Here is a 23,643-nt window from a genome sequence, read left to right as displayed (position 1 = left end):
ACCGTGGTCTCGGTGATGCCGTACATGTTCACCAGCGTCGGCGACGAATCACCGTGGCGGGCAACCCAATCCGACAGGCGACGCAGCTCGAGCGCCTCACCGCCGAACACCACGTAGCGCAGGCTCAGCGGCTCGACGCCGGGACCGGCATTGCGGTCGGCCTCGGCCAGCTGATAGAAGGCCGACGGGGTCTGGTTGAGTACCGTCACACGCTCGGTGCGCAGCAGATCGAGGAACTGCTCCGGGGAGCGTGAGGTGAAGTAGTCGACGACCACCACGGTGCCGCCGAACAGCAGCGGGCCCCACAGCTCCCAGACGGAGAAGTCGAAGGCGTAGGAGTGGAACAGCGTCCACACGTCGTCGGGACCGAAACCGAAATCACGATCGGTGTTCGCGAACAGCCGCACCACATTCCGGTGCGCGACGGCGACACCCTTGGGGCGACCGGTCGAGCCGGAGGTGTAGATGACGTAGGCGACATTGTCCGGCGACAGCGGCGCCAGCCGGTCGGCGTCGGTGAGCGGCGCGCCATCGGCGTCGTCGAGCTCGCCGAGCACCAGCACGGGCAGGTCGTCGGCCAGCTCCACCTCGGAGTCGGCATCGATCACCACGCTGGTCGGGCGCGAATCCTCCAGCACATAGGCGATGCGCTCGGCCGGGTAGGTCGGGTCGACCGGCACATAACCGGCACCGGTCTTGACCACCGCGAGCAGGGCGACGACCAGATCCAGCGAACGCGGCAGGATCACCGCGACCAACGATTCCGGGCCCGCGCCGTCGGCGATCAGCTTGCGCGCCAACGCATTCGCGCGGCGGTCCAGCTCGGCATAGGTCAGCGACTCCGCGCCGTAGCGGGCCGCGACATTGTCCGGATGCGCCGCGACGGCGGATTCGAACAGGTCGACCAGGGTGGTCGACCGGTCGGCGAACTGCCCGGTGCCACCGTCGGGGGCCAAACTGACCCACTCGCGCGACACATCGAGGCGTTCCTGCTCACCGAGCAGATCGATGTCACCGACGGCCACCGACGGGTCGACGGTGATCGCGCGCAGGATCGACAGCAGCCGGTCGATGAACGACTGCACGGTCTCGGCGTCGAACAGATCGGTCGCGAACTGCGCGACCGCCGCGAGACCCTGCGGGGCACCACCGCTGCTGTGCTGTTCGGTGATGGTCCACTGCAGGTCGAACTTGGCGATCGCGACCTCGAGCTCGTCGGCGCTCACCGTGAGACCGGGCAGCTCCAGCTCGCCGTGCGCCATCTCCTGGAACGACAGCATCACCTGGAACAGCGGGTGGCGCGCCTGGGAGCGGGTCGGGTTGAGCACGTCGACGAGACGCTCGAACGGCACATCGGCATTGCCGAACGAGGCCAGGTCGGTGTCGCGGGTACGCGCCAGGAAATCGGCGAACGACAGGCCGGGATCCACGTCGGAACGCAACACCAGGGTGTTGACGAACATGCCGATCAGGTCGTCGAGCGCCTGCTCACCACGACCGGCGATGGGGGTACCCACCGCGATGTCGCGAGTGTTGGACAGCCGCGACAGCAGCACCGCGAGCGCGGCGTGCAGCACCATGAACAGCGTGACGCCCTTGGCACGGGCCAGGGCGATCAGGTCCGCGTGCAGGTCGGGGTCGATGTCGAAGGCCAGCTGCGCGCCACGGAAACTCTGCTGCTGCGGGCGGATCCGGTCGGCGGGCAGGTCGAGCTGGTCGGGCAGGCCGTCCAGCGCCCGGCGCCAGTAATCGATCTGGCGGGCCGCGATGGACTCCGGGTCCGACTCCGCACCGAGCAACTCACGCTGCCACAGCGTGTAGTCGCGGTACTGCACCGGCAGCGGTTCCCACGCGGGAGCCAGGCCCGCCGCGCGGGCGAGGTAGGCGGTGGCGACATCGCGGGCCAGCGGGCCGAAGGAGAAACCGTCGGCGGCGATGTGATGGACGACGAAGGCGACCGCGTATTCCGGTGTGCCATTGGTGGTTCCGCCGGTGACCCGGTAGATCCGCACCCGAATCGGCAGTTCGAGGGTGACGTCGAAACCCCTCGAAGCGAAGTCGACCAGCTCGGCGGCCAGCTCGGCCTGATCGATCGAGGACACGGTGATGCCGAGATCGAACTCGTCGGCGCCGAGCACCTGCTGGAAGCCGCCGTCGGCGTCGGGGAAGATCGTGCGCAGCGACTCCTGGCGCACCACGACGTCATTGAGCGCCGCGATGAGCGCGTCGACCTCGACACGGCCCTTCATCTGCACCACGAAGGGCAGGTTGTAGGTGGGCGCGGCGGGGTCGAACTGGTTGATGAACCACATCCGCTGCTGAGCCAGCGACAGCGGCACCCGATCCGGATGCTCCTGGGCGACCAGCGGCGGGCGAGACGAGATCTCGGCGGGTGCAACGGCTTCCGCCCGCGCGGCCAGGCCGGCGACGGTCGGGGTCTCGAACAGGGCGCGCACGCCGAGCTGGATCCCGAACGCGGCGCCGATGCGAGCCACGACCTGGGTGGCGACCAGCGAGTTGCCGCCGAGTTCGAAGAAGTTGTCGTCGGCGCCGACCCGTTCCTGGCTCAGCACATCGGCGAAGATGCCCGCCACGATCTGCTCGGCCGCGGTGCGCGGCGCGCGGAAATCGCCTGCGGCCGCGGTGAATACCGGCTCGGGCAGGGCCTTGCGGTCGAGCTTGCCGCTGGTGTTGAGCGGGAACGCGTCGAGCACCATGATCGACGCGGGCACCATGTAGCTCGGCAGCTTCTCGGCGACGAACCTGGTCAGGGTCGCCGGGTCGGCGGACTGACCGGGCGCGGGCACCACGTAGGCCACCAGCTGCTGACCGGTCGCGGTGTCGACCACGAGCACCGCCGCCTGGCTGACGCTCGGGTGCGCGAGCAGGTCGGTCTCGATCTCGCCGAGCTCGATGCGCTGACCACGGAACTTCACCTGGAAGTCGGTGCGGCCGATGTATTCGAGGACGCCGTCGCTGTTCCAGCGCACCAGGTCACCGGTGCGGTACATGCGCTCGCCGGGGCCACCGACGGGGTTGGCGACGAAGCGGTCCGAGGTCAGGTCGGGGCGGCCGCGGTAGCAGCGGGCCAGCTGGCGACCGGCCAGATACAGCTCACCCGGTGCCCCGATCGCGGCCGGGCGCAGCCGCGAATCCAGCACGTAGACTCCGACATTCCATTCGGGGATACCGATCGGCACCGTGACGGTGTCGGCTTCGGTTGCCTCCCAATAGGTTACGGAGACGGCGGCCTCGGTAGGGCCGTACAGGTTGTGCAGGCCCGCGCTGGAAATGGCGCGCAGACCGGCGGCGGTCTCCGGCGGCAGCGCCTCACCGATCACGAAAACCGCACGCAGCGAAGCACATTGGGCGGCGGTGGCGTGCGAGACGAAGACGGTGAGCATGGACGGCACGAAATCCGTCACGGTGACGCCGTGGCGTTCGATCATGTCCGCGACATACAGCGGGTCGCGGTGCCCGTCGGGCGAGGCGATGACCAGCTTCGCGCCGACCATCAGCGGCAGGAAGTACCCCCACAGCGACACGTCGAAGGTGGTCGCGGTCTTCTGCAGGTACACGTCGTCGGCGGTCAACCGGTACTCGTCGAGCATCCACAGCTCTTGGTTGACGATCGCGTGGTGGGTGACCGCGACGCCCTTGGGCCGGCCGGTGGAACCGGAGGTGTAGATGACGTAGGCGGTGTTGTCCGGGCGCAGCGGGGCGAGCCGGTCGGCATCGGACACAGGTGTGGCGTCGAAACCGGTGGTGTCGAGTCGATCGATCTCCACCCGCGCGACATCGGCGGGCAGGTCGAGCTCGTCACGGCTGGTGGTGAGCACGCAGACCGGTGCCGCGGATTCGAGGATGTAGGCGGTGCGGTCGGCCGGATGATCCGGGTCGATCGGCACGTACGCGCCACCGGCGCGCAGCACGGCGTGCATGCCGATCACCAGCTCCAGCGAGCGGCGCATGCCGAGGGCGACGAGGGATTCCGGGCCGACACCGTCGGCGATCAGGAAACGCGCGAGCCGGTTCACCCGGTCGGCGAACTCGGCGTAGGTGAGCGTTTCACCCTCGAAGTCGAGGGCGATGTTGTCCGGCGTGCGCGGGACCTGGGCGTCGAGCAGGGCGGGCAGCGTGGTCGCGGGGACCTCGTGCGCGGAATCGTTCCACTCGGTGAGCGAGCGTTCCAGCTCCTCGGCGCCGGTGACGGGCAGCGCCCACACGGGCAGTTCGGCGTCGGCGGCGAGGAAGCGGTCGAAGAACTCGAGGAAACGGGCGTGGTGGGTGCGCGCTTCCTCGGCCGAATACAGGTTCGGGTTGGTCTCGAAGTCGATGTGGGAGCGGGTGCCGCCGTGCGACTGATAGAAGTTGACGCCCATGTCTTCGATGGACCCGGTGGACAGCACGTTGAGCGTGCCCTCCATGTCACCGAAGCGCAGCTGGTTGTCGAACAGCATGATGTTGACCCACGGGCCGAAGAACTCCGTGGAGACCATGCCGTCGCCCGCCGAATCACGGCGGATGTCCTCGTGCCGGTAGCGCTGGTGACGCAGCGCGCCCGACACCTCGGTGGTGACCGAACGCAGCAACTGGGCGACCGTGGTGTCGTGGCCGACGCGCAGGCGCAGCGGCACGATATTGGAGGTCGCGCCACCGGAGCGGCGCATGGTCGCGGTGGTGCGGGCGGTGACCGGCAGGCTGAGGATGACGTCCTCGGTGCCGGTGATCTGGGCCAGGTAGGCGGCGAAGCCGGCGATCAGCAGCGGGGCGGCGGTGCTGTCGTGGCGGGTGATCGCGGCGGCGAGCAGGTCGTCCTGGTCCTGTGACAGCGCGGCGCTCGTGATGTCGTTGACCGGCGACGGCGGCGCCGACCGACCGGTGAGGCTGCTGCCCTCCTCCAGGCCCGCGACACGCTGGGCCCAGTGCTCCTTGTCGGACTGGAATCGGGTGCTGTCGCGGTAGGCGATCTCGGACTCGTAGAGCGAGCGCAGATCGGCGGCCTTGTTCGGCGGGGCCGGGATGCCGGTGACCTCGGCGGTGTAGAGCTGTGCCGTTCGATTGACGAAGTTGTTGGCGCCGAAACCGTCGAGCACGATGTGGTGGACGCGGGCGTACCAGTACCAGCGCTCGTCCTCGAGCTGCAGCGCGGCGGCCTGCACCAGGCGGTCGGCGACGATGTCGAGCGGGCGGCTGTACTCGGCGCGCATCCACTCGGCGGCGGCGGCCTCCGGGTCGGCCTCGCCACGCAGATCGACATAGATCAGCGTCGCGTCCTGGGTGGGGTCGATGGTCTGCATCGGCTCGCCGTCGATCTCGACGATGCGCAGCCAGCCCGATTCGAGGTCGGTGGCGGCACCGGCGCTCGCACGCTCGAGCGCGGCCACATCGAGGCGGCCACGCAGGTCGACGTACTGGGCGATATTGATCGGCACCAGCGGGTCGACGTGCTGCGCGTACCAGATACCCAGCTGTGCGGGCGAGAGCGGGAAGTACTCCGAAGAGCCTCCACGTCCGTCACCAGTTTCGCCGTTTCCGCCGAAATCCAGCCGGTCCAACCCAAACCTCGCTTCCGGAACACCCGTTCCAGGCGCTCCCCGACGACACCGGAACGCAGACGCCCAGCCAGAACCAGCGGTGGCGCCTGCGTCTCGGGTTCAATTCTCGAAATCAATCAGGCAAAAAATGTCCATAGGCACTATCTGTCGGCTCAGCCGATCTCGTTACATGGCCGAGACCATGCTTCGGACCGTCCGGCCGACCGCGCCGGTGTGCTCGTCGCAAACCATCGCACCAATCTACCGGTGCCGCTGCCCCGCAACCAACCACCTCCATAGCTGGCGGGCATCGACCCAGGTAGATCCGTTGCACCCGGTTTGCTGACTGTTCCGTGCACCTCACATCCCGACTCTCGCGGTCGTGCGCGCGAGCGATTGAGTGATGGGTCACATGCCCGGGCGCGGATCACTCACCGCGCTGACGGGCCGGGTCGTAGAGGTGGGACTGGGCGCAGGTGGCGGGGACGTTCATCGCACGGCCGACGAGGATGACGGCGGCTTGGCGCAGACCCGCCGATTCGACCTGGGCGGCGATGTCGGCGAGGGTGCCGCGCAGGACCACTTGTTCGGGCTGACTGGCTCGGTAGACGACGGCGACCGGGCAGGTGGGGCCGTATTCCTCGGCCAGTTCGTCGGCGAGGGTTGCGATCCTCGTGATGGCCAGGTGCAGAACGAGGATGGCGCCGGTGGCGGCGAAGTTCGCCAGGGCCTCGCCCTCGGGCATCTTCGTCGAGCGGGCCTGGGTGCGGGTCAGGACGACCGACTGCACCACCTCGGGGATCGTGAGTTCGGTGCCGAGGATCGCCGCGGCCGCCGCGTAGGCGGGGACGCCGGGGGTGATGTCCCAGGGGACGCCGTGTGCGTCGAGGCGGCGGGTTTGTTCGGTGAGTGCCGAATAGATGGACGGGTCGCCCGAGCACAAACGGGCGACATCTTTACCCGCCTCATGGGCCTGCACGAGGTGGGCGGTGATCTGGTCCAGGTCAAGGCGCTGGGTGTCGATCAGTTCCGTGCCGGGCGCGCAGTGGGCCAGTACCTCGGGGTCGAGGTAGGTGCCCGCGTACAGGCAGACCGGGCTGTCGCGCAGGAGGTTCACCGCGCGCACCGTGAGCAGGTCGGCAGCGCCGGGGCCCGCCCCGATGAAATGCACCGTCATGGCAGCAGCGTAGAACGCCGAGAAGGTCTCAGCTCATTCGCGCCCGGACAAAGGTCGAGGCGAGGTGCAGGTTGTCGGCCGGGTTCATATCGGTGCTCGCACTCGACGCGTGCAGGAACGAGGTGATCAGCGCCAGGCGCTGTGGCGCTTCGAGGACGACGGTGAAGGTCCGCGTCTCACCCGCTTGCAGGGTGGGGAGCCGGAATCGCACATGCGTTGGCCGCACCTCACCGCCGCCGGGATCGACCAGGCGGTGCCAGCCCTGGGTCGACAACCGGGCTTCGACGTCGGCGGCTTGTCGTCCGCCGACATTGGTGACGGTGACGGTCGCGGTCACCCGCTGGCCAGGGTCGGCGGTGCGGGGTAGGTCGAGGTGCACGCCGACATCGCTGGGGTGGTCGCCGGGCGAACCGCCGACCTTCAGGACCCAGAGCGTCATCGTGCCGCGGCTGGGCGCCACGCCGGAGTCCGCGTCGCCCGAGTAGTCGGCGGTGATCAGATGGGTGCCGAAGCCCAGGTGGGAGACGTCGACATCACGGGCGATGGCGAGCCCGGCGTCGACCGGGACCGGTGCGCCGAGCGGCTTGCCGTCTGCGGAGAACTGGACGGTGCCGGTGTCGATCTCGCCTGCGGGGTCACGGGTGACCGTCGCGGTGAGATGGAGTTGCTCGAAGTAGGTGACCGGGTTGTGGCTGGCGCTCACCTTCGTCGTCGAGGTGGCGGTGTACACGGTGAGTTCGGCCCGGCCGGTCGACTGCTCGTAGACCTCGTCACCGGAATAGTGCGCCTCGACCGTGCCCGAGCCTGCCCGCAACGGCGGTGAACTCGCCGTGCCGTCCGGGCCGAGGCTCGCCGGATCGCCCAGTGCGGAACCGTTCTGGGAGAACTGAATGGCGCCGGTGGGTTTCGGCGCGTCCGGCTTCGGTGCCGGCACGGTGACGGTGGCGCCGACGACCGCACCGGCGAGCACCGGCGGTGGTGGGAGGGTCAGATGGACCTCGGTGGGCACCTTCACCGTCTGCACCAGCACTCCGACACTGCCGAAGACGGGTGCGAACACCCTGGTCGGGTCGTCGGCCAGATAGGTCGCGAGCACGTGGTGGGTGCCGGGTCGCAGGCCGTCGACCGGCGGCAGGGTCGCCACCCCGTCGACCAGCTCGATGGGTCCCGGTGTCGCGACACCGTCGATCTCGAAGCGCACATGCCCGGTGGGTGTCCCGAACGCCGGTGTGGTTCCCGGCTTCTGGGTCACCTTCGCGCTGAAGCCGACCGGTTCACCGACCTGGGCGATGTGGTTCGGCGCGGTCGTCGTCACCTCGATCTCGGTCGGTACCTGGTCGTCGTGCAGCCGGAACACCGCGCCGCCGATCAGGTGGGCCGGATCGTCGGTGGCCGACGCGTCGACCAGGAAACCGCCGGGCAGTTCGCCCTGCCGCGTCGCGGGCAGCGCGGTCAGGTTCACCTGGGCGTAGCCGTCGGCGTCGGTGGTCGCCCGGATCGTGTCGCGGCCGTTGTCGAACACGGCGGCGGGCGGCTGATCGGCGGGCATGGCGAAGGTGATCGATTTGCCCGCCTGCGGTCCGTGGATGGCGTCGACGAAGCGCACCCGCAGCGGTTCGGCGAACGGCTGTCCCGAGTAGGCGCTCTGGCTGTTGCCGGAGATCAGTTCCACCCGACTGCGTTTCGACGGGATGGGGACGATCAGCTGGACCTTGCCGTCGTTGAGCCGGTCCCGATTGCCGTGACTGCCGTCGGGCCCGTTGTAGAAGTGCGGTGGCTGGTTCGCGACGCTGTCGACGATCGACTCGCCGCCGCCCCCACCGCCACCGCCGCCGTCGTTGCCGTCCTGCGCGCCGTGGCCCTTGCCGCCGCCGTGACTGCCGCCGCCACCGCCACCGCCCCCACCGCCGGTTGAGCTGCCGGTGGCGTGGCCGCCGTGCACGCCACGCTCGCTGCCGCCCGCACCGCCGAAGCCGCCACCGAAGCCGCCACTGGTGCCGTCACCGGGCTGGGGACCGCCGTCGCCACCGTCGCCACCGTCGGCGCTGAAGCCGTTGCCACCGCCGCCGCCACCGCCCCCGGCGACGATGATCGGCCGGTTGTCGGAGGACGGTCGCGTGCCGCAGTCGGCGGCGTTCTGGCTCACCGCCGACGCACCACCACCGCCCGCCCCGCTGTAGGACGCGCCGGAGTCGGCGGTGCCACGCGCCCCGCCGGTTCCGTATCCCCATCCGCCGCCGGGCCCGCCGTAATGCCCGACATCGATCTTCAACTGTTTGCGTTCCTGCACCGCGATCACCGCCTGCACACCGCTGCCCGCGCCACCGGTGCCCACATCGCCGAAGTCGTGACCGCCGCCCGCGCCGGACCCGCCGAGTACGTCGGCGAAGATCTCGTCCACGCCGTCGCCGACGCAGTAGTACTGCGCGGATTCGCCGTGCACACCGAAGGTCGTCGTGCGGACACCGTCGGCCGAGGTGAGGAACAGGACGTAGCCGTCACCGGAGACCGACGCGGTGGTCACGCTTGCCTTCGAAAGGCTCGGCGACGCATACGAAGTCCCGCCACCACCACCCGCGCCACCGGCGCCCGGCGCGGCGTGCGGACCGTGCGTGATCGGTGTCTCCGGTGCGGCCGCTCCGCCGCAGCCGCCGCCCTGCCCGGCTCCGCCCAGGTAGCCGCCGCCCCCGCCGCCCCCGCCACCACCGCCGCCGGTCTTGTCGAAGGTGTGGCCCGCGCCGCCCGCTCGGGTGCCGCCGCAGGTCAGGCCGCTCGGCGTGGTGCCCGCCGGGTTGTTCTCCCCCGCTCCGCCGGTCCACGGCGGGCCTTCCTGCCAGCCGACCGCCGCGCTGCCGTCGCCACCGTCACCGCCGTCGCGTCGGGAGCCGCCACCGCAGTAGAAGAACGTCGAATCCTGCACGGGCGACACGGAATAGCAGTCCGGGGCGTTGCCACCCGCGCCGCCTCCGCCGCCCGCGACAAGCACGGGCTCGTTGTCGGGCCCGAGCACGGCCGACGCGCCGCCACCACCACCGCCGTCCCAGCCGCTCGAGTAGACCGTGCCGAAATTCGTGAGCTGGTCGACCGCTTCGCCCCTGGCACCACCGGAGGCGTACGGCGAGAAGCCGCCGTTCTCGCCACCCGCGCACCCGACCTGGACCTGGAACTCCTGCTGCGGGCTCACCCGCAGACCGCCGCTGACCTGGCCGCCGAGCCCGCCGATGCCGGTGAAGTTCGGGTTCGGTGTCTGGCCCTGTCCACCGACGGCCTCGATATAGAGGCTCGTCGTGCCCGCTGGGACCCGGTAGGTCCGGGTTCGGTCGCTGCAATAGAACACGTCGATCGACAAGCCGGTTTCCGAATCCTCGAAATGGTCGGACAGGCGCTGGTCGGATGGGCCAGGTGGCTGGGATCGCGCGAGCGTCGTCGTGCCGAGCACGAGCACCACACCGAGAAACGCGGCGACCCACGCCTGGGCCACAGTCCGTCCGGCCATGCCAGAACTCCGTTCGCCAGCGTCGTTGCTTACGAAACTTGTCGAAACGGTAGCCCTGGTTGTCGCCTCAACCTGCCAGCGACGCGCGTATTCCTGCTGGTCATCGTGGTTGTCGATGGGTCGGGCCCGGGGCGCGGCGCCGGTTTCCTGGCGTGTGCTCGGCTGGCTGCCCGCCGGGCACGGCAGTAGGTTCGGTGACGACGAAGGCCGTTGCGGGCTCCGGAGACGAGTTGAGGTAGACCATGGAATTGTCCAAGGGCGCGAACGCACCGGTGCCGTCGAGCGAAGTGCGGATCACGGTGGCGGCCGCTACGGGAGCCGACCTCGCCGCACTGTTGCTGACCGCCGCCGGAAAGGTGCGCTCCGACAGCGATTTCGTCTTCTACAACCAACCGGTCGCCCCCGGCGTCGAGGTCGTCTCGGCCGAGGCCGTCCAGGTGTCGTTCGGCGCGGTGCCCGCCGACATCGACCGGATCGCCTTCACCGCCAGCCTCGACGGCACCGGGCCCGCCGATTGGGGCCGGGCCGAACCGCCCCGGATCACGGTGACCGACGAATCGACCGGCGCCCAGCTCGCCGCGTTCACACCGACCGGACTCGGGTCGGAGACCGCGTTGATCGCCTGCGAGCTGTACCGGCGCGGGGACGGGTGGAAAGTCCGCGCGGTCGGCCAGGGGTACGCGCAGGGGTTGGCGGGTATCGCAACCGATTTCGGCATCACCGTCGACGACGAACCGGCCGAGGTTCAGCCGTCACCCGCCGAGATTCAGCCTGCCCCACCGACCGAGGTTCGATCGGCGCCCACGACCCCCGCCGAACCACCGCGGTTCGGACACCCGACGGTCGACCTGTCGAAAGGCCATGTGACCCTTCGCAAGAGCGAAACCGTGTCACTCACCAAGACCGGTGCACCACCGCTCGCCCGGGTGCGAATGGGCTTGGGCTGGGACCCGGCGACGCACGGCACCAAGGTCGACCTCGACGCCTCCGTCATCGCCTACGACGACCGGGCCAAGAAACTCACCAACGTCTGGTTCCTACGTCGCGAGGCATTCGACGGCGCCATCGAACACTCCGGTGACAATCTGACCGGCCACGGTGACGGCGACGACGAAGTCATCACCGTCGACCTGACGGCCCTTCCCCCGGAGGTCTACGCCCTGATCTTCACCGTGAACTCCTTCGCGGGCCACAAGTTCGACCAGGTCGGCCGCGCACACTGCCGCCTCCTCGACGACCACACGGGCGCCGAACTGGTCCGCTTCGAACTGTCCAAGGGCGAACCGACCACGGGCGTCTTCCTCGCCATGCTCACCCGCGCCGCCCACGGCTGGAATATGACCGCGCTCGGGGAGTATTCGAAAGGCGCGACCGTGCGCAAGATGGTCGACCCGGGCAAACAGTTCGTGCTGTCTAGTCGATAGTCGGCCCGGAGACCCCTCCCGCGCGGCGGAGTCGGCCGCGTGGACCATGTGGTCGCCGTATCAACAGTAGGGTCGACTTCGGTGGCCGACCGATGCGATCGGCGGGTTCCAGCAGTAGGTTCGGTCGCGGACGGCGTGTGCCGCCAGGACGAGGAGGAGCGGCCGCCATGCGGGTTCGGGTCGAGTTGGGTGTGAGTCTGATAGTGGTCGCGGCTGCCGCGCTGACGGGGTGTAACGAGACCAAGACCGGTCATCCGACGACGGCCATGGACAGCTTCGCGCCCTCCGAGGACAACCAGGACCCAGCGAAGGACATCCCCGGTGTCGTCACCGCCGAATACCCGCTCGGCAATCATGTGCCGAGCACGCAGCGGGTGGCGTACACGTCGATCCCGCCGATGGGTGGCACGCACGATGCGGTGTGGGCGGCCTGCGACGGTGTCGTCTATCCCGAGGGCATCCGGACCGAGAACGCGGTGCACTCGATGGAACACGGCGCGGTGTGGATCGCCTACGACCCCGCGCGGGTGAGTGCCGACGATCAGGCGACGCTGCGGAACAAGGTGCAGGGCAGGACATACACCTTCATGTCGCCCATCCCGAACATGGCCGATCCGATCTCGCTGCAGTCGTGGGGCCACCAGCTCGTCCTCGACAGCGCGACCGACGCGCGCGTCGACCAGTTCATCACCGCCCTGCGCAACAACCCTTACACCACACCGGAACCCGGCGCTTCCTGCAGCAATCCGATCTTCGACCGCGATCCCGCGCCGTACGACCCGTCCACTCCCGGCCCGGACGCCGCACCGATGGACAACGAGCCCGTCTTCCCGACCGAAGTACCCGTCCTCCCGCCCGAACCGGATGTGCCCGCGCCCCGTTGACCTACCCGGTCATGTCGAAATGCGCGATGATCTTCGTCGGCCGCACCCGCACCACCAGCTCCCCCGGCACCCCGTTGCGCTTGCCGAACTCCTCGGCCCGGTCCGCACCCATGTACCGGGCGGCGATCGCGGTCGCGGTCCGCACCAGTTCCGCCGGATCCTCCGACAACTCGACCGTCCCCTGCACCTCCACCAGCCCATAGGGTGGCTCTTCCAGATCCACACACACCGCAACCCGGGGATCCCGCGCGAACGCGCGCCCCTTCGCGGTCTCCTTCCCGGTATTGAACACCAGCTCATCGCCTTCCACGATGAACCAGATCGGCGTCACCAACGGCCGCCCGTCCTTGGCCGTGAACGCCACCTTGCCCGTCCGTGTGCCGTGGGAAAGGAACTCTCGCACCTGAGGATCCGTCAGGGAAGTCATGTGCCCCAGCGTAGGCCCCTCCCCTGCCGCCACCCAGGAACCCGCGAGGCCTGTCGCTCCTCGCGGGAGGGGCAGACTGGGCTGATGGACCAGCTGATCGTCGTCGATGCGGCAAACGTCATCGGTTCGCGCCCCGACGGGTGGTGGAAGGACCGTGCCGGTGCCGCACGGCGATTGCTTGCCGAACTCGCCGGCCTCACCGACACCACCGATGTCATCGTGGTGCTCGAAGGCGCCGCGAAAGCAGGCGCGGACGCGGCCTCCGCCCCGCTGAAAGCCGTTCTCGCCGAAAGGTCGGGCGACGACGCGATCGTCGACGTGGTCGCCACCTCGGACTACGACACGATCATCGTCGTCACCGCCGACCGGGAGTTGCGCGCAAGGGTCGCAGCGCATGGCGCCGAGACCGTCGGCCCGAGCTGGCTGTGGACCCGCATCGCGGAGTAGTCGGCGGCGCTGGTCGTCCACCGGCTCCGGAGCCGGACGTTTCGGTTGACTCGCGGGCTGTACCCGACCTTCCGCGCGCGATTGATCCAGTCAGCTCTCGTAGCCGGCCGTCAGTGCGGCCAAGGCCATCTGCCGCAGCACCGGTCTGGCTCGGGACGCACTCGCGGCCGACGCGCTGTGCGGCGTGGAATTGATGAGGCCGAAGGCGGCGTGGGCCTGGATGCGGGCTGTCTCCTCGGCGAGGCCGGGGCGCAGTTCGCGGAGGACTTCCACCCAGACTTCGACGTATTGACGCTGGGTGCGGCGCAGGACGCGGCGTTCGGGGGTGGGGACCTTGTCGAGGTCGCGGTCCTGGATGCGGATGAGTTCGGGGTTGCCGAAGGCGAAGTCGAGGTGGAAGTCGACCAGGCCGGCGAGGGCTTCGGCGGCCGTCGACGATTCGGCGACCACGGCGCGGCCGCCGGCGAGCAAATGCTCACTGATGCCGACGAGCAGTTCGACCAGCAGTGCCTCTTTGTTCGCGAAGTGCCGGTAGACGGCGGGTCCGCTGATGCCGACAGCGGCGCCCAGGTCGTCGAGGCGCACACCGAGGAAACCCCGGTCGGCGATCAAGCGAGCGCCTGCCGTGAGCAACTGCTCTCGGCGCTGCGCCTTGAGCTGCTCGCGCCGGGTCGCCTGGACGGGTTCGGCCACCGGCGCTCCTTCCACCTCTGGACAACTTGGTTAATCAACATTAACCTGAATTTCAGTTATTGGCGATTAACCGGATGGCAGGATGGCCCGATGACGGTGACACACGACCTCGGCAATGACACCGAGGCCGCCACGAGCAATCGAGACGCGCACCTCGCCCTGGTGGCGGACCTGCGGCAACGGCTGGCCACGACCGCGCTCGGCGGCCCGCAGAAGTCGCGCGAACGCCACGTCGCCCGGGGCAAGCTCCTCCCCCGCGACCGCATCGACGAACTGCTCGACCCGGGCAGCCCCTTCCTCGAGCTGGCGCCGCTGGCGGGCAACGGCATGTACGACGACGAATGCCCCGGCGCGGGCGTGATCGCGGGCATCGGCCGGATCGCGGGCCGGGAATGCCTGGTGCTGGCCAACGACCCGACGGTCAAGGGCGGCACCTACTACCCGATCACGGTGAAGAAGCACCTGCGCGCCCAGGAGGTGGCCGCGCAGAACAACCTGCCGTGCGTGTACCTGGTGGAGTCCGGCGGCGGGTTCCTGCCCCGCCAGGACGAGGTGTTCCCCGACCGCGACCACTTCGGCCGCATCTTCTACAACCAGGCGAACATGAGCGCGCGCGGCATCGCGCAGATCGCGGCGGTCCTCGGCTCGTGCACCGCCGGTGGCGCCTATGTGCCCGCGATGGCCGACGAGGCCGTGATCGTGCGCGACCAGGGCACCATCTTCCTCGGCGGCCCGCCGCTGGTGAAGGCCGCGACCGGTGAGGTCGTCACCGCCGAGGAACTGGGCGGTGGCCTGCTGCATTCGCGCACTTCCGGCGTCACCGATCACCTCGCCGACGACGACCGCGACGCGCTGCGCATCGTGCGCAATATCGTCTCGACGCTCGGCCCGCGCCCCGAGGCCCCGTGGGAGGTGCTGGCGAGCACCCCGCCCGCCAAGCCCGAGGACGAGCTCTACGACGTGGTCCCCGTCGACCCGCGCACACCGTACGACGTGCGCGAGGTGATCGACCGGATCGTCGACGGCGAGAGCGGTTTCCAGGAATTCAAGGCCGAATACGGCAAGACCCTGGTCACCGGTTTCGCCCGCATCCACGGTCATCCGGTTGGCATCGTCGCCAACAACGGCGTGCTGTTCAGCGAATCCGCCATGAAGGGCGCGCATTTCATCGAACTGTGCGACAAGCGCAAGATCCCGCTGTTGTTCCTGCAGAACATCACCGGCTTCATGGTCGGTCGCGACTACGAGGCCGGCGGTATCGCCAAGCACGGCGCGAAGATGGTCACCGCGGTGGCGTGCGCGCGGGTGCCGAAGCTGACGGTGGTGATCGGCGGTTCCTACGGCGCGGGCAACTACTCCATGTGCGGGCGCGCGTATTCGCCGCGCTTCCTGTGGATGTGGCCGAACGCCCGCATCTCGGTGATGGGTGGCGAGCAGGCCGCCTCGGTGCTGGCCACGGTGCGCGGCGACCAGCTCGACAGCGCGGGCAAGCCCTGGTCGGCCGAGGATCAGGAGGCGTTCAAGGCCCCGATCCGCGAGCAGTACGAAACCCAGGGCAACCCCTACTACGCGACGGCACGCATCTGGGACGACGGCGTGATCGCCCCCACCGACACCAGAACCGTGCTCGGACTTGCCCTTTCGGTGTGTGCGCAAGCGCCACTCGAACCCGTTTCCTACGGCGTCTTCCGGATGTGAGCGACATGCTGAACAAATCCCAACCCGTCGAATTCGACACCGTCCTGGTCGCCAATCGCGGTGAGATCGCGGTGCGCGTCATCACGACGTTGCGTGCCATGGGCATTCGTTCCGTCGCGGTGTACAGCGACGCCGACAAGAACGCGCGCCATGTGCGCGAGGCCGACGTCGCGGTGCGACTCGGCCCGGCGCCCGCGCGCGAGAGCTACTTGTCGATCGAGAAGGTCGTCGACGCCGCTGTGCGTTCCGGCGCGCAGGCGGTGCACCCGGGTTACGGCTTCCTGTCGGAGAATTCGGCGTTCGCCGCCGCATTGGCCGACGCGGGCATCGTCTTCCTCGGACCGCCCGCCAAGGCCATCGAGGTGATGGGCGACAAGATCACCGCGAAGAAGACGGTGACGGCGTTCGGGGTGCCGGTGGTTCCCGGCATCGCCGAGCCCGGCCTGACCGACGACCAATTGATCGCGGCCGCAACCGATATCGGCTACCCCGTGCTGGTGAAGCCGTCGGCCGGTGGTGGTGGCAAGGGCATGCGCCTGGTCGAGCGGGCCGAGGACCTGCCCGCCGCGCTGGTGAGCGCCCGTCGTGAAGCCGGTGCCGCCTTCGGCGACGACACCCTGTTCCTGGAACGTTTCGTCACCCGGCCACGGCACATCGAAGTACAGGTGCTGGCAGACGCTTTCGGCAATGTGGTGCACCTGGGTGAGCGCGAGTGCAGTTTGCAGCGCAGGCATCAGAAGGTCATCGAGGAAGCACCCTCGCCGCTGCTCGACGCCGCCACCCGGGCCCGGATCGGCACCGCGGCATGCAATACCGCGCGCAGCGTCGACTACGTGGGCGCGGGCACCGTGGAGTTCATCGTGTCCGCCGACCGGCCCGACGAGTTCTTCTTCATGGAGATGAACACGCGACTGCAGGTGGAACACCCGGTGACCGAGATGGTCACCGGCATCGACCTGGTGGAATGCCAGGTCCGGGTGGCCGCTGGGCAGAAGCTGGCGCGCACCCAGGACGAGATCCACCTGGTCGGGCACGCGATCGAGGCCCGCGTGTACGCCGAGGACCCGGGCCGAGGATTCCTCCCGACCGGTGGCACGGTGCTCGCCCTGACCGAGCCGGAAGGCGAAGGCATCCGGGTTGATTCGGGGCTGTCCGTGGGAACCGTGGTCGGCAGCGACTACGACCCGATGCTGTCGAAGGTGATCGCCCGCGGCAACACCCGCGCCGATGCGCTCGCCGCGCTCGACCGGGCGCTGGAACAGACGGTGCTGCTCGGTGTCACCAGCAATATCGAGTTCCTGCGCTTCCTGCTGGCCGACGACGACGTACAGGCGGGTCGCCTCGACACCGCGCTGCTCGACCGCCGCGTCACCGACTTCGCCCCCGCCGAGCCCACCGATGACGAATTCATCGCCGCCGCCACGTATCACTGGCTGCGACGCTGGCCGAAGCCCGATGCCGACCTGTGGTCGATTCCGTCGGGCTGGCGACTCGCAGCGCCGGCGCCGACCGCGATCCGGCTCGCTTCGGGCGATCAGGTGCGCCACGTATTCATCACGGGCACACCGGATTCCGCGCACGTGCGGCTGGCGAACGACGACGCCGCTCCATCGGGCGCGGGACAACACCGAGGCGACACACAACACCCAGCCGCGCCACAACACACGGGTACGACGCAGCACCCTGGCGATCCGGTAACGACCGTCCGAACACACTCGGAGGAGCCCGCGGATCCAGGGACCAGCTCACTGACCGGCGCCCTGCTCGAAGACGGCCTGGTCTTCACCATCGACGGCCTGCGCCGCAAGGTGCGGGTGGCCGAATCCGACGACCAGCTGTGGGTGAGCGGCAACGGGCGCGTCTGCGTGCTGCGCGAAGTGGCGGAGGCAAGCGTTCGTGGCGATGCCGCCCACGTCGGCGACGCCGAAATCCGCAGCCCCATGCCGGGTTCGGTGATCGCGGCGCCGGTCGCGAACGGTGCGACGGTCGCCGTGGGCGATCCGGTGATCGTGATCGAAGCCATGAAGATGGAGCACACCCTCACCGCACCGGTAGCGGGCACGGTGGAGGTGCTCGCCTCGCCTGGCACCCAGGTGAAGCTGGACCAAGTCCTGGTGCGCGTCGTCGCCCATCCCGCCGAAACCGACGACGCGAACACGGCCGACGCCGATACCGAACGTGAAGGAACCACCGCATGACCGACTACCTGTCCACCGGTTCCCTGCCGGAGGAATACCGTCAGCTCGCCCGCACCGTGCGCGACTTCGCCCAGCAGGTCGTCGCCCCGGTGTCGGCGAAACACGATGCCGAGCACAGCTTTCCGTACGAGGTCGTGGCAGGCATGGCCGACATGGGCCTGTTCGGCCTGCCGTTCCCCGAGGAGTTCGGCGGCATGGGCGGCGACTACTTCGCCCTGTGCCTCGCGCTGGAGGAACTCGGCAAGGTCGACCAGAGCGTGGCCATCACCCTCGAGGCGGGTGTGTCGCTCGGCGCCATGCCGATCTACCGGTTCGGCAACGACGACCAGCGCGCGGAGTGGTTGCCCCAGCTCACCAGCGGGCAGGCGCTGGCCGGTTTCGGCCTCACCGAGCCCGACGCGGGCAGCGACGCCGGTGGTACCAGGACCACGGCCGTGGAGGACGGTGACAGCTGGGTGATCAACGGCAGCAAGCAGTTCATCACCAACTCGGGCACCGACATCACCCGCCTGGTCACCGTCACCGCGGTGACCGGCAACAACGGCGGCAAGAAGGAGATCTCCACGATCCTCGTGCCGACCTCGACGCCGGGTTTCGTGGCCGAGCCCGCCTACAACAAGGTGGGCTGGAACGCCTCCGACACCCATCCGCTGAGCTTCACCGATGTGCGGGTGCCGCGCGAGAACCTGCTCGGTGAGCGCGGTCGCGGTTACGCCAATTTCCTGCGCATCCTCGACGAGGGCCGCATCGCCATCGCCGCGCTCGCGGTCGGCGCCGCGCAGGGCTGTGTGGACGAGAGCGTGCGGTACGCGGGCGAGCGGCAGGCGTTCGGCCAGGCCATCGGCCGCAATCAGGCCATCGCGTTCAAGATCGCCAGGATGGAGGCCCGCGCCCACACCGCGCGCACCGCCTACTACGACGCGGCCGCCCTCATGCTGGCGGGCAAACCGTTCAAGAAGCAGGCCTCGATCGCGAAGATGGTGGCCAGTGAGGCGGCCATGGACAACGCCCGCGACGCCACCCAGATCTTCGGCGGCAACGGGTTCATGAACGAGTACGTGGTGTCCAGGCACTACCGTGACAGCAAGATCCTGGAAATCGGTGAGGGCACAACGGAGGTGCAGCTGATGCTGATCGCAAGGGAGCTCGGACTGTGACCGAGAAGCGCGTGGTGCAGCGCGGCCTGTGGTTCGAGGAGTTCGAGATCGGCACGATCTACGAGCACCGGCCCGGCCGCACCATCACCGAGGCCGACAACGTCCTGTTCACGACCCTCACCATGAACACCCAGGCCCTGCACCTGGACGCGGCGTTCGCCGACGCCCAGCCCCCGTTCAACCAGCGGCTGGTGAATTCGATGTTCACGCTGTCGACGCTGGTGGGGCTCTCGGTGGCCCAGCTCACCCAGGGCACCCTGGTCGCCAACCTCGGTTTCTCCGAGATGACCGTGCCCGCCCCGCTGTTCCACGGCGACACCATGTACGCCGAAACCCTGGTCACCGGCAAACGCGAGTCCAAGAGCCGTCCCGGCGAGGGCATCGTCAGCCTCACGCACACCGCACGCAACCAGAACGGCGTGGTGGTGGCGACCGCGGTCCGGCAGACCCTGGTACGCAAGGCGCCGACCACATGAGCGCCTGGCAGCCGACGGGCCCGGCCTGGCTGTTCTGCCCCGCCGACCGTCCCGAACGCTTCGCCAAAGCCGCCGCGGCCGCCGACGTGGTGATCCTCGACCTCGAGGACGGTGTGGCCCCCGCCGACAAGGCCGCCGCTCGGCAGGCACTGCTCGACACCCCACTGGACCCGCAACACACCGTGATCCGCGTGAACGCGGCGGGCACCGACGACCACACCGACGACCTGGCGGTGCTCGCCAAGACCGACTACCGGCGGGTGATGCTGCCCAAGTGCGAGTCCGCCGAGCAGGTGCGCAACCTCGCCCAGTGCGAGGTCATCGTGCTGGTCGAATCACCGCTGGGCGCGGTGCGCGTCGCCGAAACGGTGCAGGTGGACAACGCCATCGGGGTGATGTGGGGTGCGGAGGACCTGATCGCCGGGCTCGGCGGCAATGCCAGCAGGCACGCCGACGGCAGCTACCGCGACATCGCCCGGCACGTGCGTTCCACCAGCCTGCTCGCCGCCAAGGCGTTCGGCCGGTTCGCGCTGGATTCGGTGTATCTGAACATCAAGGATCTGGACGGCCTTGCGGCGGAGACGCTCGACGCGGTCGCGGTCGGCTTCGACGGCAAGGTGGCCATCCACCCGAGTCAGGTTCCGGTGATCCGCGCCGGGTACGCGCCTTCCGAGGCCGAAACCGACTGGGCGCGGCGGGTTCTCGCCGAAGTCCCGAACCACCGTGGCGTATTCGCCTTCGAAGGGCGCATGGTGGACGCACCGGTATTGCGTCATGCCGAGCAGATCGTGCGCCGCGCCGACCTGTCCTGAACCGAGGAGGACCACGCCAGTGCAACCACAATGGGTACCGACCGACGACGACATCGCGGCTGCCCGGATCACCGATTTCGCCGCGTTCGTCACCGCCCGCACCGGCGTCTCCTATCCGGACTACCGGACCCTGTGGCAGTGGTCGGTCGACGACCTCGAGGGGTTCTGGCAGGCGCTGTGGGACTACTTCGAACTCGGTGAGACGGCGGGGGAGGTCCTCGGTTCCCGGGAAATGCCGGGGGCGCAGTGGTTTCCGGGCACCCGGTTGAACTACGTCGACCAGATCATCCGGATGGCCCAGTTCGGCAGGCCCGCGATCATCGCCCTGCACGAGGACGCCGAACCACGCGAGATCCTGTGGTCGGACCTCATCGAGCAGGTCACCGTTTTCGCCCGCACCCTGCGCGAACAGGGGGTCGAGGCGGGTGATCGGGTGGTGGGTTATCTGCCCAACATCCCGGAGGCGGTCGTCGCCTTCCTCGCGACCGCGAGCATCGGCGCGGTGTGGAGCGCCTGTGGACAGGACTACTCCGCCAAGGCCGCGCTCGACCGGCTCGGACAACTGGACCCGACGGTGCTCGTCACCGCCGACGGCTACCGTTTCGGCGGCAAGGACCACGACAAGCGAGCCGATATCGCCGCGCTGCGAGAAGGGCTGCCCGGTCTGCGCGCAACCGTCGTCGTGCCTCAGCTCGGTCTCTCGGTGCCGGACGCACTGGCCTGGGCCGACACGGTCACCGACGAGAATTTCGGCATCATCGAAACCACCCCGGTGGATTTCGATCATCCACTGTGGATCGTGTTCTCCTCCGGCACAACGGGACTGCCCAAGGGCATCGTCCACGGCCACGGCGGTGTGCTGCTCGAACACCTCAAAGCGGTTGCGCTGCAATCCGATATCGGCACCGATGATGTCTTCTTCTGGTACACCAGTCCGAGCTGGATGATGTGGAACTTCCAGGTCGCCGGGTTGCTGGCAGGCGCGACCATCGTCACCTACGACGGAAGTCCCACCGCGGGCGGCCCGGATGCGCTGTGGCGCATCGCCGCCCAGGTCGGTGCCACCGTATTCGGCACCAGCCCAGGGTATGTGCTCGGCTGCATCAAGGCCGGTGCGGTGCCGCGCACCGATCACGACCTGTCCGCCCTGCGCACGGTCGGCATCACCGGTTCGGCGCTGCCGGAGACGAGCGCGCTGTGGCTGAGCGAGAACGTCGGCCCGCGTGTGCAGGTGAGTTCGATCAGCGGTGGCACGGATGTGGTGTCGGCCTTCGCCGGTGGCGCGCCGACCGTACCGGTGTGGCCGGGTGAGCTGTCGGCACCGTATCTCGGGGTGGCTCTCGACGCGTTCGACGAACAGGGCAAGCCGGTGCGCGGCGAGGTCGGTGAGCTCGTGGTGACCGAGCCGATGCCGTCGATGCCGGTCCATTTCTGGCGTGACGAGGACGGAAAGCGTTATCGCGACGCCTATTTCGATACCTATCCCGGCGTGTGGCGCCACGGCGACTGGATCACGCTCACCGAACACGGCAGCGTGGTGGTGCACGGACGCTCCGACTCCACCCTCAACCGGCACGGAATCCGCATGGGCAGCGCCGACATCTACCAGGTGGTCGAGCAGTTCCCGGAGATCGCCGAGGCCCTGGTGATCGGCGCCGAACAGCCCGACGGCGGCTACTGGATGCCGCTGTTCGTCGTGCTCGCACCCGGCGCCGAACTCACCGACGACCTGAAAACCCGGATCAATGCCGCCATCCGGAGCGAGGTCTCGCCCCGGCACGTGCCCGACGAGATCCGCGAGGCGCCGGGCATTCCGCACACCCGCACCGGCAAGAAGCTCGAGGTGCCCATCAAGAAGCTCTTCCAGGGCGCCGATCCGGCTCGCGTGGTGGAACGCAGCGCGGTCGACGACCCGGCACTGCTCGACTGGTATGCCCGGATCACGCCCTCCGACACCGTTTAATACACTTCGGGTATGAATGTCGGCGAGTCTCGTGTGGCACGTGGGTCGGTAGTCGATGGTGTGCGGCGCAGGCCGAAGAATCGGCGCGCCCAGATCGCGGCCACTTCGGCGGCGGCGTTCGGGGCCGCCGGGTATCACGGGGTGAGCATGGAGGACATCGCGGCCGCGCTCGGCATCAGCTCGGCCGCGCTGTACCGGCACTACCCCAGTAAGTACGCGTTGTTCCGGGAGGAATTGCTGCGGGTCGGCCAGGCTTTCACCACGGCCGTCGAGGTACCCGCCGAGGTCCGTTCGGCGCCGGAACGGTTGCGGCACAGGCTCGCCGGGCTCATCGGCGCCACCCTCGAGAACCGGGCGACCGTCACGCTGGTGCGCTGGGAGGGTCGCTATCTCGAGCCCGCCGACCGGGCGGTTCTCGATCGGCAGCAGAGTTCCGTCCTCGCCGGGTTCGACCGTGAACTCGCCGTCCTGCGCCCGGAACTGAGTGCCGAGGAGCTACGGCTGGTGTCCACGGCCATGTTCGGCGTGGTCACCAGCCTCGCCGACCACCACGCCGCCCTCCCCGCGCGGGCCGTGCACAAGCTGCTCGGCTCGGCGTGCATGTCGTTGCTCGAGTGTGAACTCCCGCCTGCCGCAACGGCTTCCGAGCAGTCGGTGCGGGCACAGATTCCCGCCGCGTTCAAACACGAACTGCTGCTGCGCAAAGCGGTCGAGTTGTTCCACGAGCGTGGCTACCCGAACGTGAGTGTGGAGGACATCGCCTCCGCCGCCGGGCTTTCCGCCGCCTCGGCGGTCTACCGCTTCTACCGTGGGAAGAGCGACATCCTCGCCGCCGCGTTCCGCCGCGCCGCCGACCGGGTCTCCGGCGCCATCGGTCCCGCCGTCGCGAGCACCCCACACAGTGCCGCCGCCCTCGATGTGCTGATCGACCAGTTCGTCGCCGACACCTTCGACGAACGCGCCCTCGCCGTGGTCTACTACGCCGAATTCGGCCACGTCCCCGCCGAGGAACGCGCCGTCCTGCGCAATATCCAGCGCCTCAGCGTCCAGGAATGGGCCCGCCTCGTCCGCGAGGTCCGCCCCGCCCTCACCCCCGCCGAGGCCCGCTTCCTCGTCCACGCGGCCTTCGCCATGGTCATCGACCTCGGCCAAGCCTTCGGCAACACCCCCCTGGCCGGCCGCGCCCGAGTCGGCTTCCTCATGCGCCGGGTACTTCTCGGCTAGTTGTCCCGCCGCAGCCTGCCGCGACGGTGA

Annotated in this window: 15 protein-coding genes; 10 read left to right on the top strand and 5 right to left on the bottom strand. The window is 69.0% G+C overall.

Annotated features, from left to right (window positions below; translation table 11 throughout):
* The 3 genes from ACSVDM_RS28150 to ACSVDM_RS28140 form a co-directional block, all read right to left on the bottom strand.
* A partial coding sequence (locus ACSVDM_RS28150; protein ID WP_439268802.1) for an amino acid adenylation domain-containing protein occupies positions 1 to 5,558 on the bottom strand: 5,558 nt, incomplete at its 3' end.
* 406 nt (positions 5,559 to 5,964) lie between these two features.
* Entirely contained in the window at positions 5,965 to 6,714 is a 750-nt protein-coding gene (gene cobM / locus ACSVDM_RS28145) for a precorrin-4 C(11)-methyltransferase (protein WP_439268801.1), read from the bottom strand.
* Between the two features lie 28 nt (positions 6,715 to 6,742).
* Positions 6,743 to 10,210, bottom strand: coding sequence for an Ig-like domain-containing protein (locus ACSVDM_RS28140; protein WP_439268800.1), 3,468 nt, complete (start codon positions 10,208 to 10,210; stop codon positions 6,743 to 6,745).
* A gap of 242 nt (positions 10,211 to 10,452) precedes the next feature.
* On the opposite strand from ACSVDM_RS28140, the gene ACSVDM_RS28135 reads away from it, so the two are divergent.
* Both ACSVDM_RS28135 and ACSVDM_RS28130 read left to right on the top strand, forming a co-directional pair.
* Positions 10,453 to 11,634 carry a TerD family protein gene (locus ACSVDM_RS28135; RefSeq protein WP_439268799.1) on the top strand — a complete coding sequence of 394 codons (1,182 nt, stop codon included), beginning with the start codon at positions 10,453 to 10,455 and terminating at the stop codon, positions 11,632 to 11,634.
* A gap of 167 nt (positions 11,635 to 11,801) precedes the next feature.
* The gene (locus ACSVDM_RS28130; protein ID WP_439268798.1) at positions 11,802 to 12,518 is read left to right on the top strand and encodes a DUF3105 domain-containing protein; all 717 of its coding nucleotides are present in this window, start codon (positions 11,802 to 11,804) and stop codon (positions 12,516 to 12,518) included.
* Between the two features lies 1 nt (position 12,519).
* On the opposite strand, the gene ACSVDM_RS28125 is transcribed toward ACSVDM_RS28130, so the two are convergent.
* Complete coding sequence (locus tag ACSVDM_RS28125) at positions 12,520 to 12,945, bottom strand: PPOX class F420-dependent oxidoreductase (protein ID WP_439268797.1); 426 nt, start codon at positions 12,943 to 12,945, stop codon at positions 12,520 to 12,522.
* Between the two features lie 84 nt (positions 12,946 to 13,029).
* On the opposite strand from ACSVDM_RS28125, the gene ACSVDM_RS28120 reads away from it, so the two are divergent.
* Positions 13,030 to 13,392 carry a hypothetical protein gene (locus ACSVDM_RS28120; protein ID WP_439268796.1) on the top strand — a complete coding sequence of 121 codons (363 nt, stop codon included), beginning with the start codon at positions 13,030 to 13,032 and terminating at the stop codon, positions 13,390 to 13,392.
* 90 nt (positions 13,393 to 13,482) lie between these two features.
* On the opposite strand, the gene ACSVDM_RS28115 is transcribed toward ACSVDM_RS28120, so the two are convergent.
* The gene (locus tag ACSVDM_RS28115; RefSeq protein WP_439268795.1) at positions 13,483 to 14,085 is read right to left on the bottom strand and encodes an SACE_7040 family transcriptional regulator; all 603 of its coding nucleotides are present in this window, start codon (positions 14,083 to 14,085) and stop codon (positions 13,483 to 13,485) included.
* Between the two features lie 90 nt (positions 14,086 to 14,175).
* Between ACSVDM_RS28115 and ACSVDM_RS28110 the strand changes: the two genes are divergently transcribed.
* Genes ACSVDM_RS28110 through ACSVDM_RS28080 form a run of 7 tightly spaced genes read left to right on the top strand, consistent with a single transcriptional unit; the run spans position 14,176 to position 23,613 of the window.
* Positions 14,176 to 15,783, top strand: coding sequence for a carboxyl transferase domain-containing protein (locus ACSVDM_RS28110; protein WP_439268794.1), 1,608 nt, complete (start codon positions 14,176 to 14,178; stop codon positions 15,781 to 15,783).
* 5 nt (positions 15,784 to 15,788) lie between these two features.
* Complete coding sequence (locus tag ACSVDM_RS28105) at positions 15,789 to 17,981, top strand: acetyl/propionyl/methylcrotonyl-CoA carboxylase subunit alpha (protein ID WP_439268793.1); 2,193 nt, start codon at positions 15,789 to 15,791, stop codon at positions 17,979 to 17,981.
* Positions 17,978 to 19,138: an acyl-CoA dehydrogenase family protein gene (locus tag ACSVDM_RS28100; RefSeq protein ID WP_439268792.1), complete on the top strand. Its 1,161-nt coding sequence runs from the start codon at positions 17,978 to 17,980 to the stop codon at positions 19,136 to 19,138. Before ACSVDM_RS28105 ends, ACSVDM_RS28100 begins: the two co-directional genes overlap by 4 nt.
* On the top strand, positions 19,135 to 19,614 hold the full coding sequence (locus tag ACSVDM_RS28095) for a MaoC family dehydratase (RefSeq protein WP_067485249.1): 480 nt from the start codon (positions 19,135 to 19,137) through the stop codon (positions 19,612 to 19,614). Before ACSVDM_RS28100 ends, ACSVDM_RS28095 begins: the two co-directional genes overlap by 4 nt.
* Positions 19,611 to 20,426 (top strand): HpcH/HpaI aldolase/citrate lyase family protein, encoded by an 816-nt coding sequence (locus ACSVDM_RS28090; protein WP_439268791.1) that lies wholly within the window; start codon positions 19,611 to 19,613, stop codon positions 20,424 to 20,426. Before ACSVDM_RS28095 ends, ACSVDM_RS28090 begins: the two co-directional genes overlap by 4 nt.
* Before the next feature lie 19 nt (positions 20,427 to 20,445).
* Complete coding sequence (locus tag ACSVDM_RS28085) at positions 20,446 to 22,389, top strand: acetoacetate--CoA ligase (protein ID WP_439268790.1); 1,944 nt, start codon at positions 20,446 to 20,448, stop codon at positions 22,387 to 22,389.
* 12 nt (positions 22,390 to 22,401) lie between these two features.
* Positions 22,402 to 23,613, top strand: a complete 1,212-nt coding sequence (locus tag ACSVDM_RS28080) for a TetR/AcrR family transcriptional regulator (RefSeq protein WP_439268789.1) — start codon at positions 22,402 to 22,404, stop codon at positions 23,611 to 23,613.
* Positions 23,614 to 23,643 lie beyond the last annotated feature (30 nt).

Source organism: Nocardia sp. JW2 (assembly GCF_051843015.1).
GTDB classification, from domain to species: domain Bacteria; phylum Actinomycetota; class Actinomycetes; order Mycobacteriales; family Mycobacteriaceae; genus Nocardia; species Nocardia coubleae.
Note: the sequence above shows the minus strand (reverse complement) of the source record. Positions and strands in the feature narration are given on the sequence as shown.

What these genes read in the sequence shown, in the direction of transcription:
- cobM (WP_439268801.1), bottom strand. Translation starts at nt 6,714, where the DNA reads ATGACGGTGCATTTCATCGGGGCGGGCCCCGGCGCTGCCGACCTGCTC.
- ACSVDM_RS28140 (WP_439268800.1), bottom strand. Translation starts at nt 10,210, where the DNA reads ATGGCCGGACGGACTGTGGCCCAGGCGTGGGTCGCCGCGTTTCTCGGT.
- ACSVDM_RS28135 (WP_439268799.1), top strand. Translation starts at nt 10,453, where the DNA reads ATGGAATTGTCCAAGGGCGCGAACGCACCGGTGCCGTCGAGCGAAGTG.
- ACSVDM_RS28130 (WP_439268798.1), top strand. Translation starts at nt 11,802, where the DNA reads ATGCGGGTTCGGGTCGAGTTGGGTGTGAGTCTGATAGTGGTCGCGGCT.
- ACSVDM_RS28125 (WP_439268797.1), bottom strand. Translation starts at nt 12,945, where the DNA reads ATGACTTCCCTGACGGATCCTCAGGTGCGAGAGTTCCTTTCCCACGGC.
- ACSVDM_RS28120 (WP_439268796.1), top strand. Translation starts at nt 13,030, where the DNA reads ATGGACCAGCTGATCGTCGTCGATGCGGCAAACGTCATCGGTTCGCGC.
- ACSVDM_RS28110 (WP_439268794.1), top strand. Translation starts at nt 14,176, where the DNA reads ATGACGGTGACACACGACCTCGGCAATGACACCGAGGCCGCCACGAGC.
- ACSVDM_RS28105 (WP_439268793.1), top strand. Translation starts at nt 15,789, where the DNA reads ATGCTGAACAAATCCCAACCCGTCGAATTCGACACCGTCCTGGTCGCC.
- ACSVDM_RS28100 (WP_439268792.1), top strand. Translation starts at nt 17,978, where the DNA reads ATGACCGACTACCTGTCCACCGGTTCCCTGCCGGAGGAATACCGTCAG.
- ACSVDM_RS28090 (WP_439268791.1), top strand. Translation starts at nt 19,611, where the DNA reads ATGAGCGCCTGGCAGCCGACGGGCCCGGCCTGGCTGTTCTGCCCCGCC.
- ACSVDM_RS28080 (WP_439268789.1), top strand. Translation starts at nt 22,402, where the DNA reads ATGAATGTCGGCGAGTCTCGTGTGGCACGTGGGTCGGTAGTCGATGGT.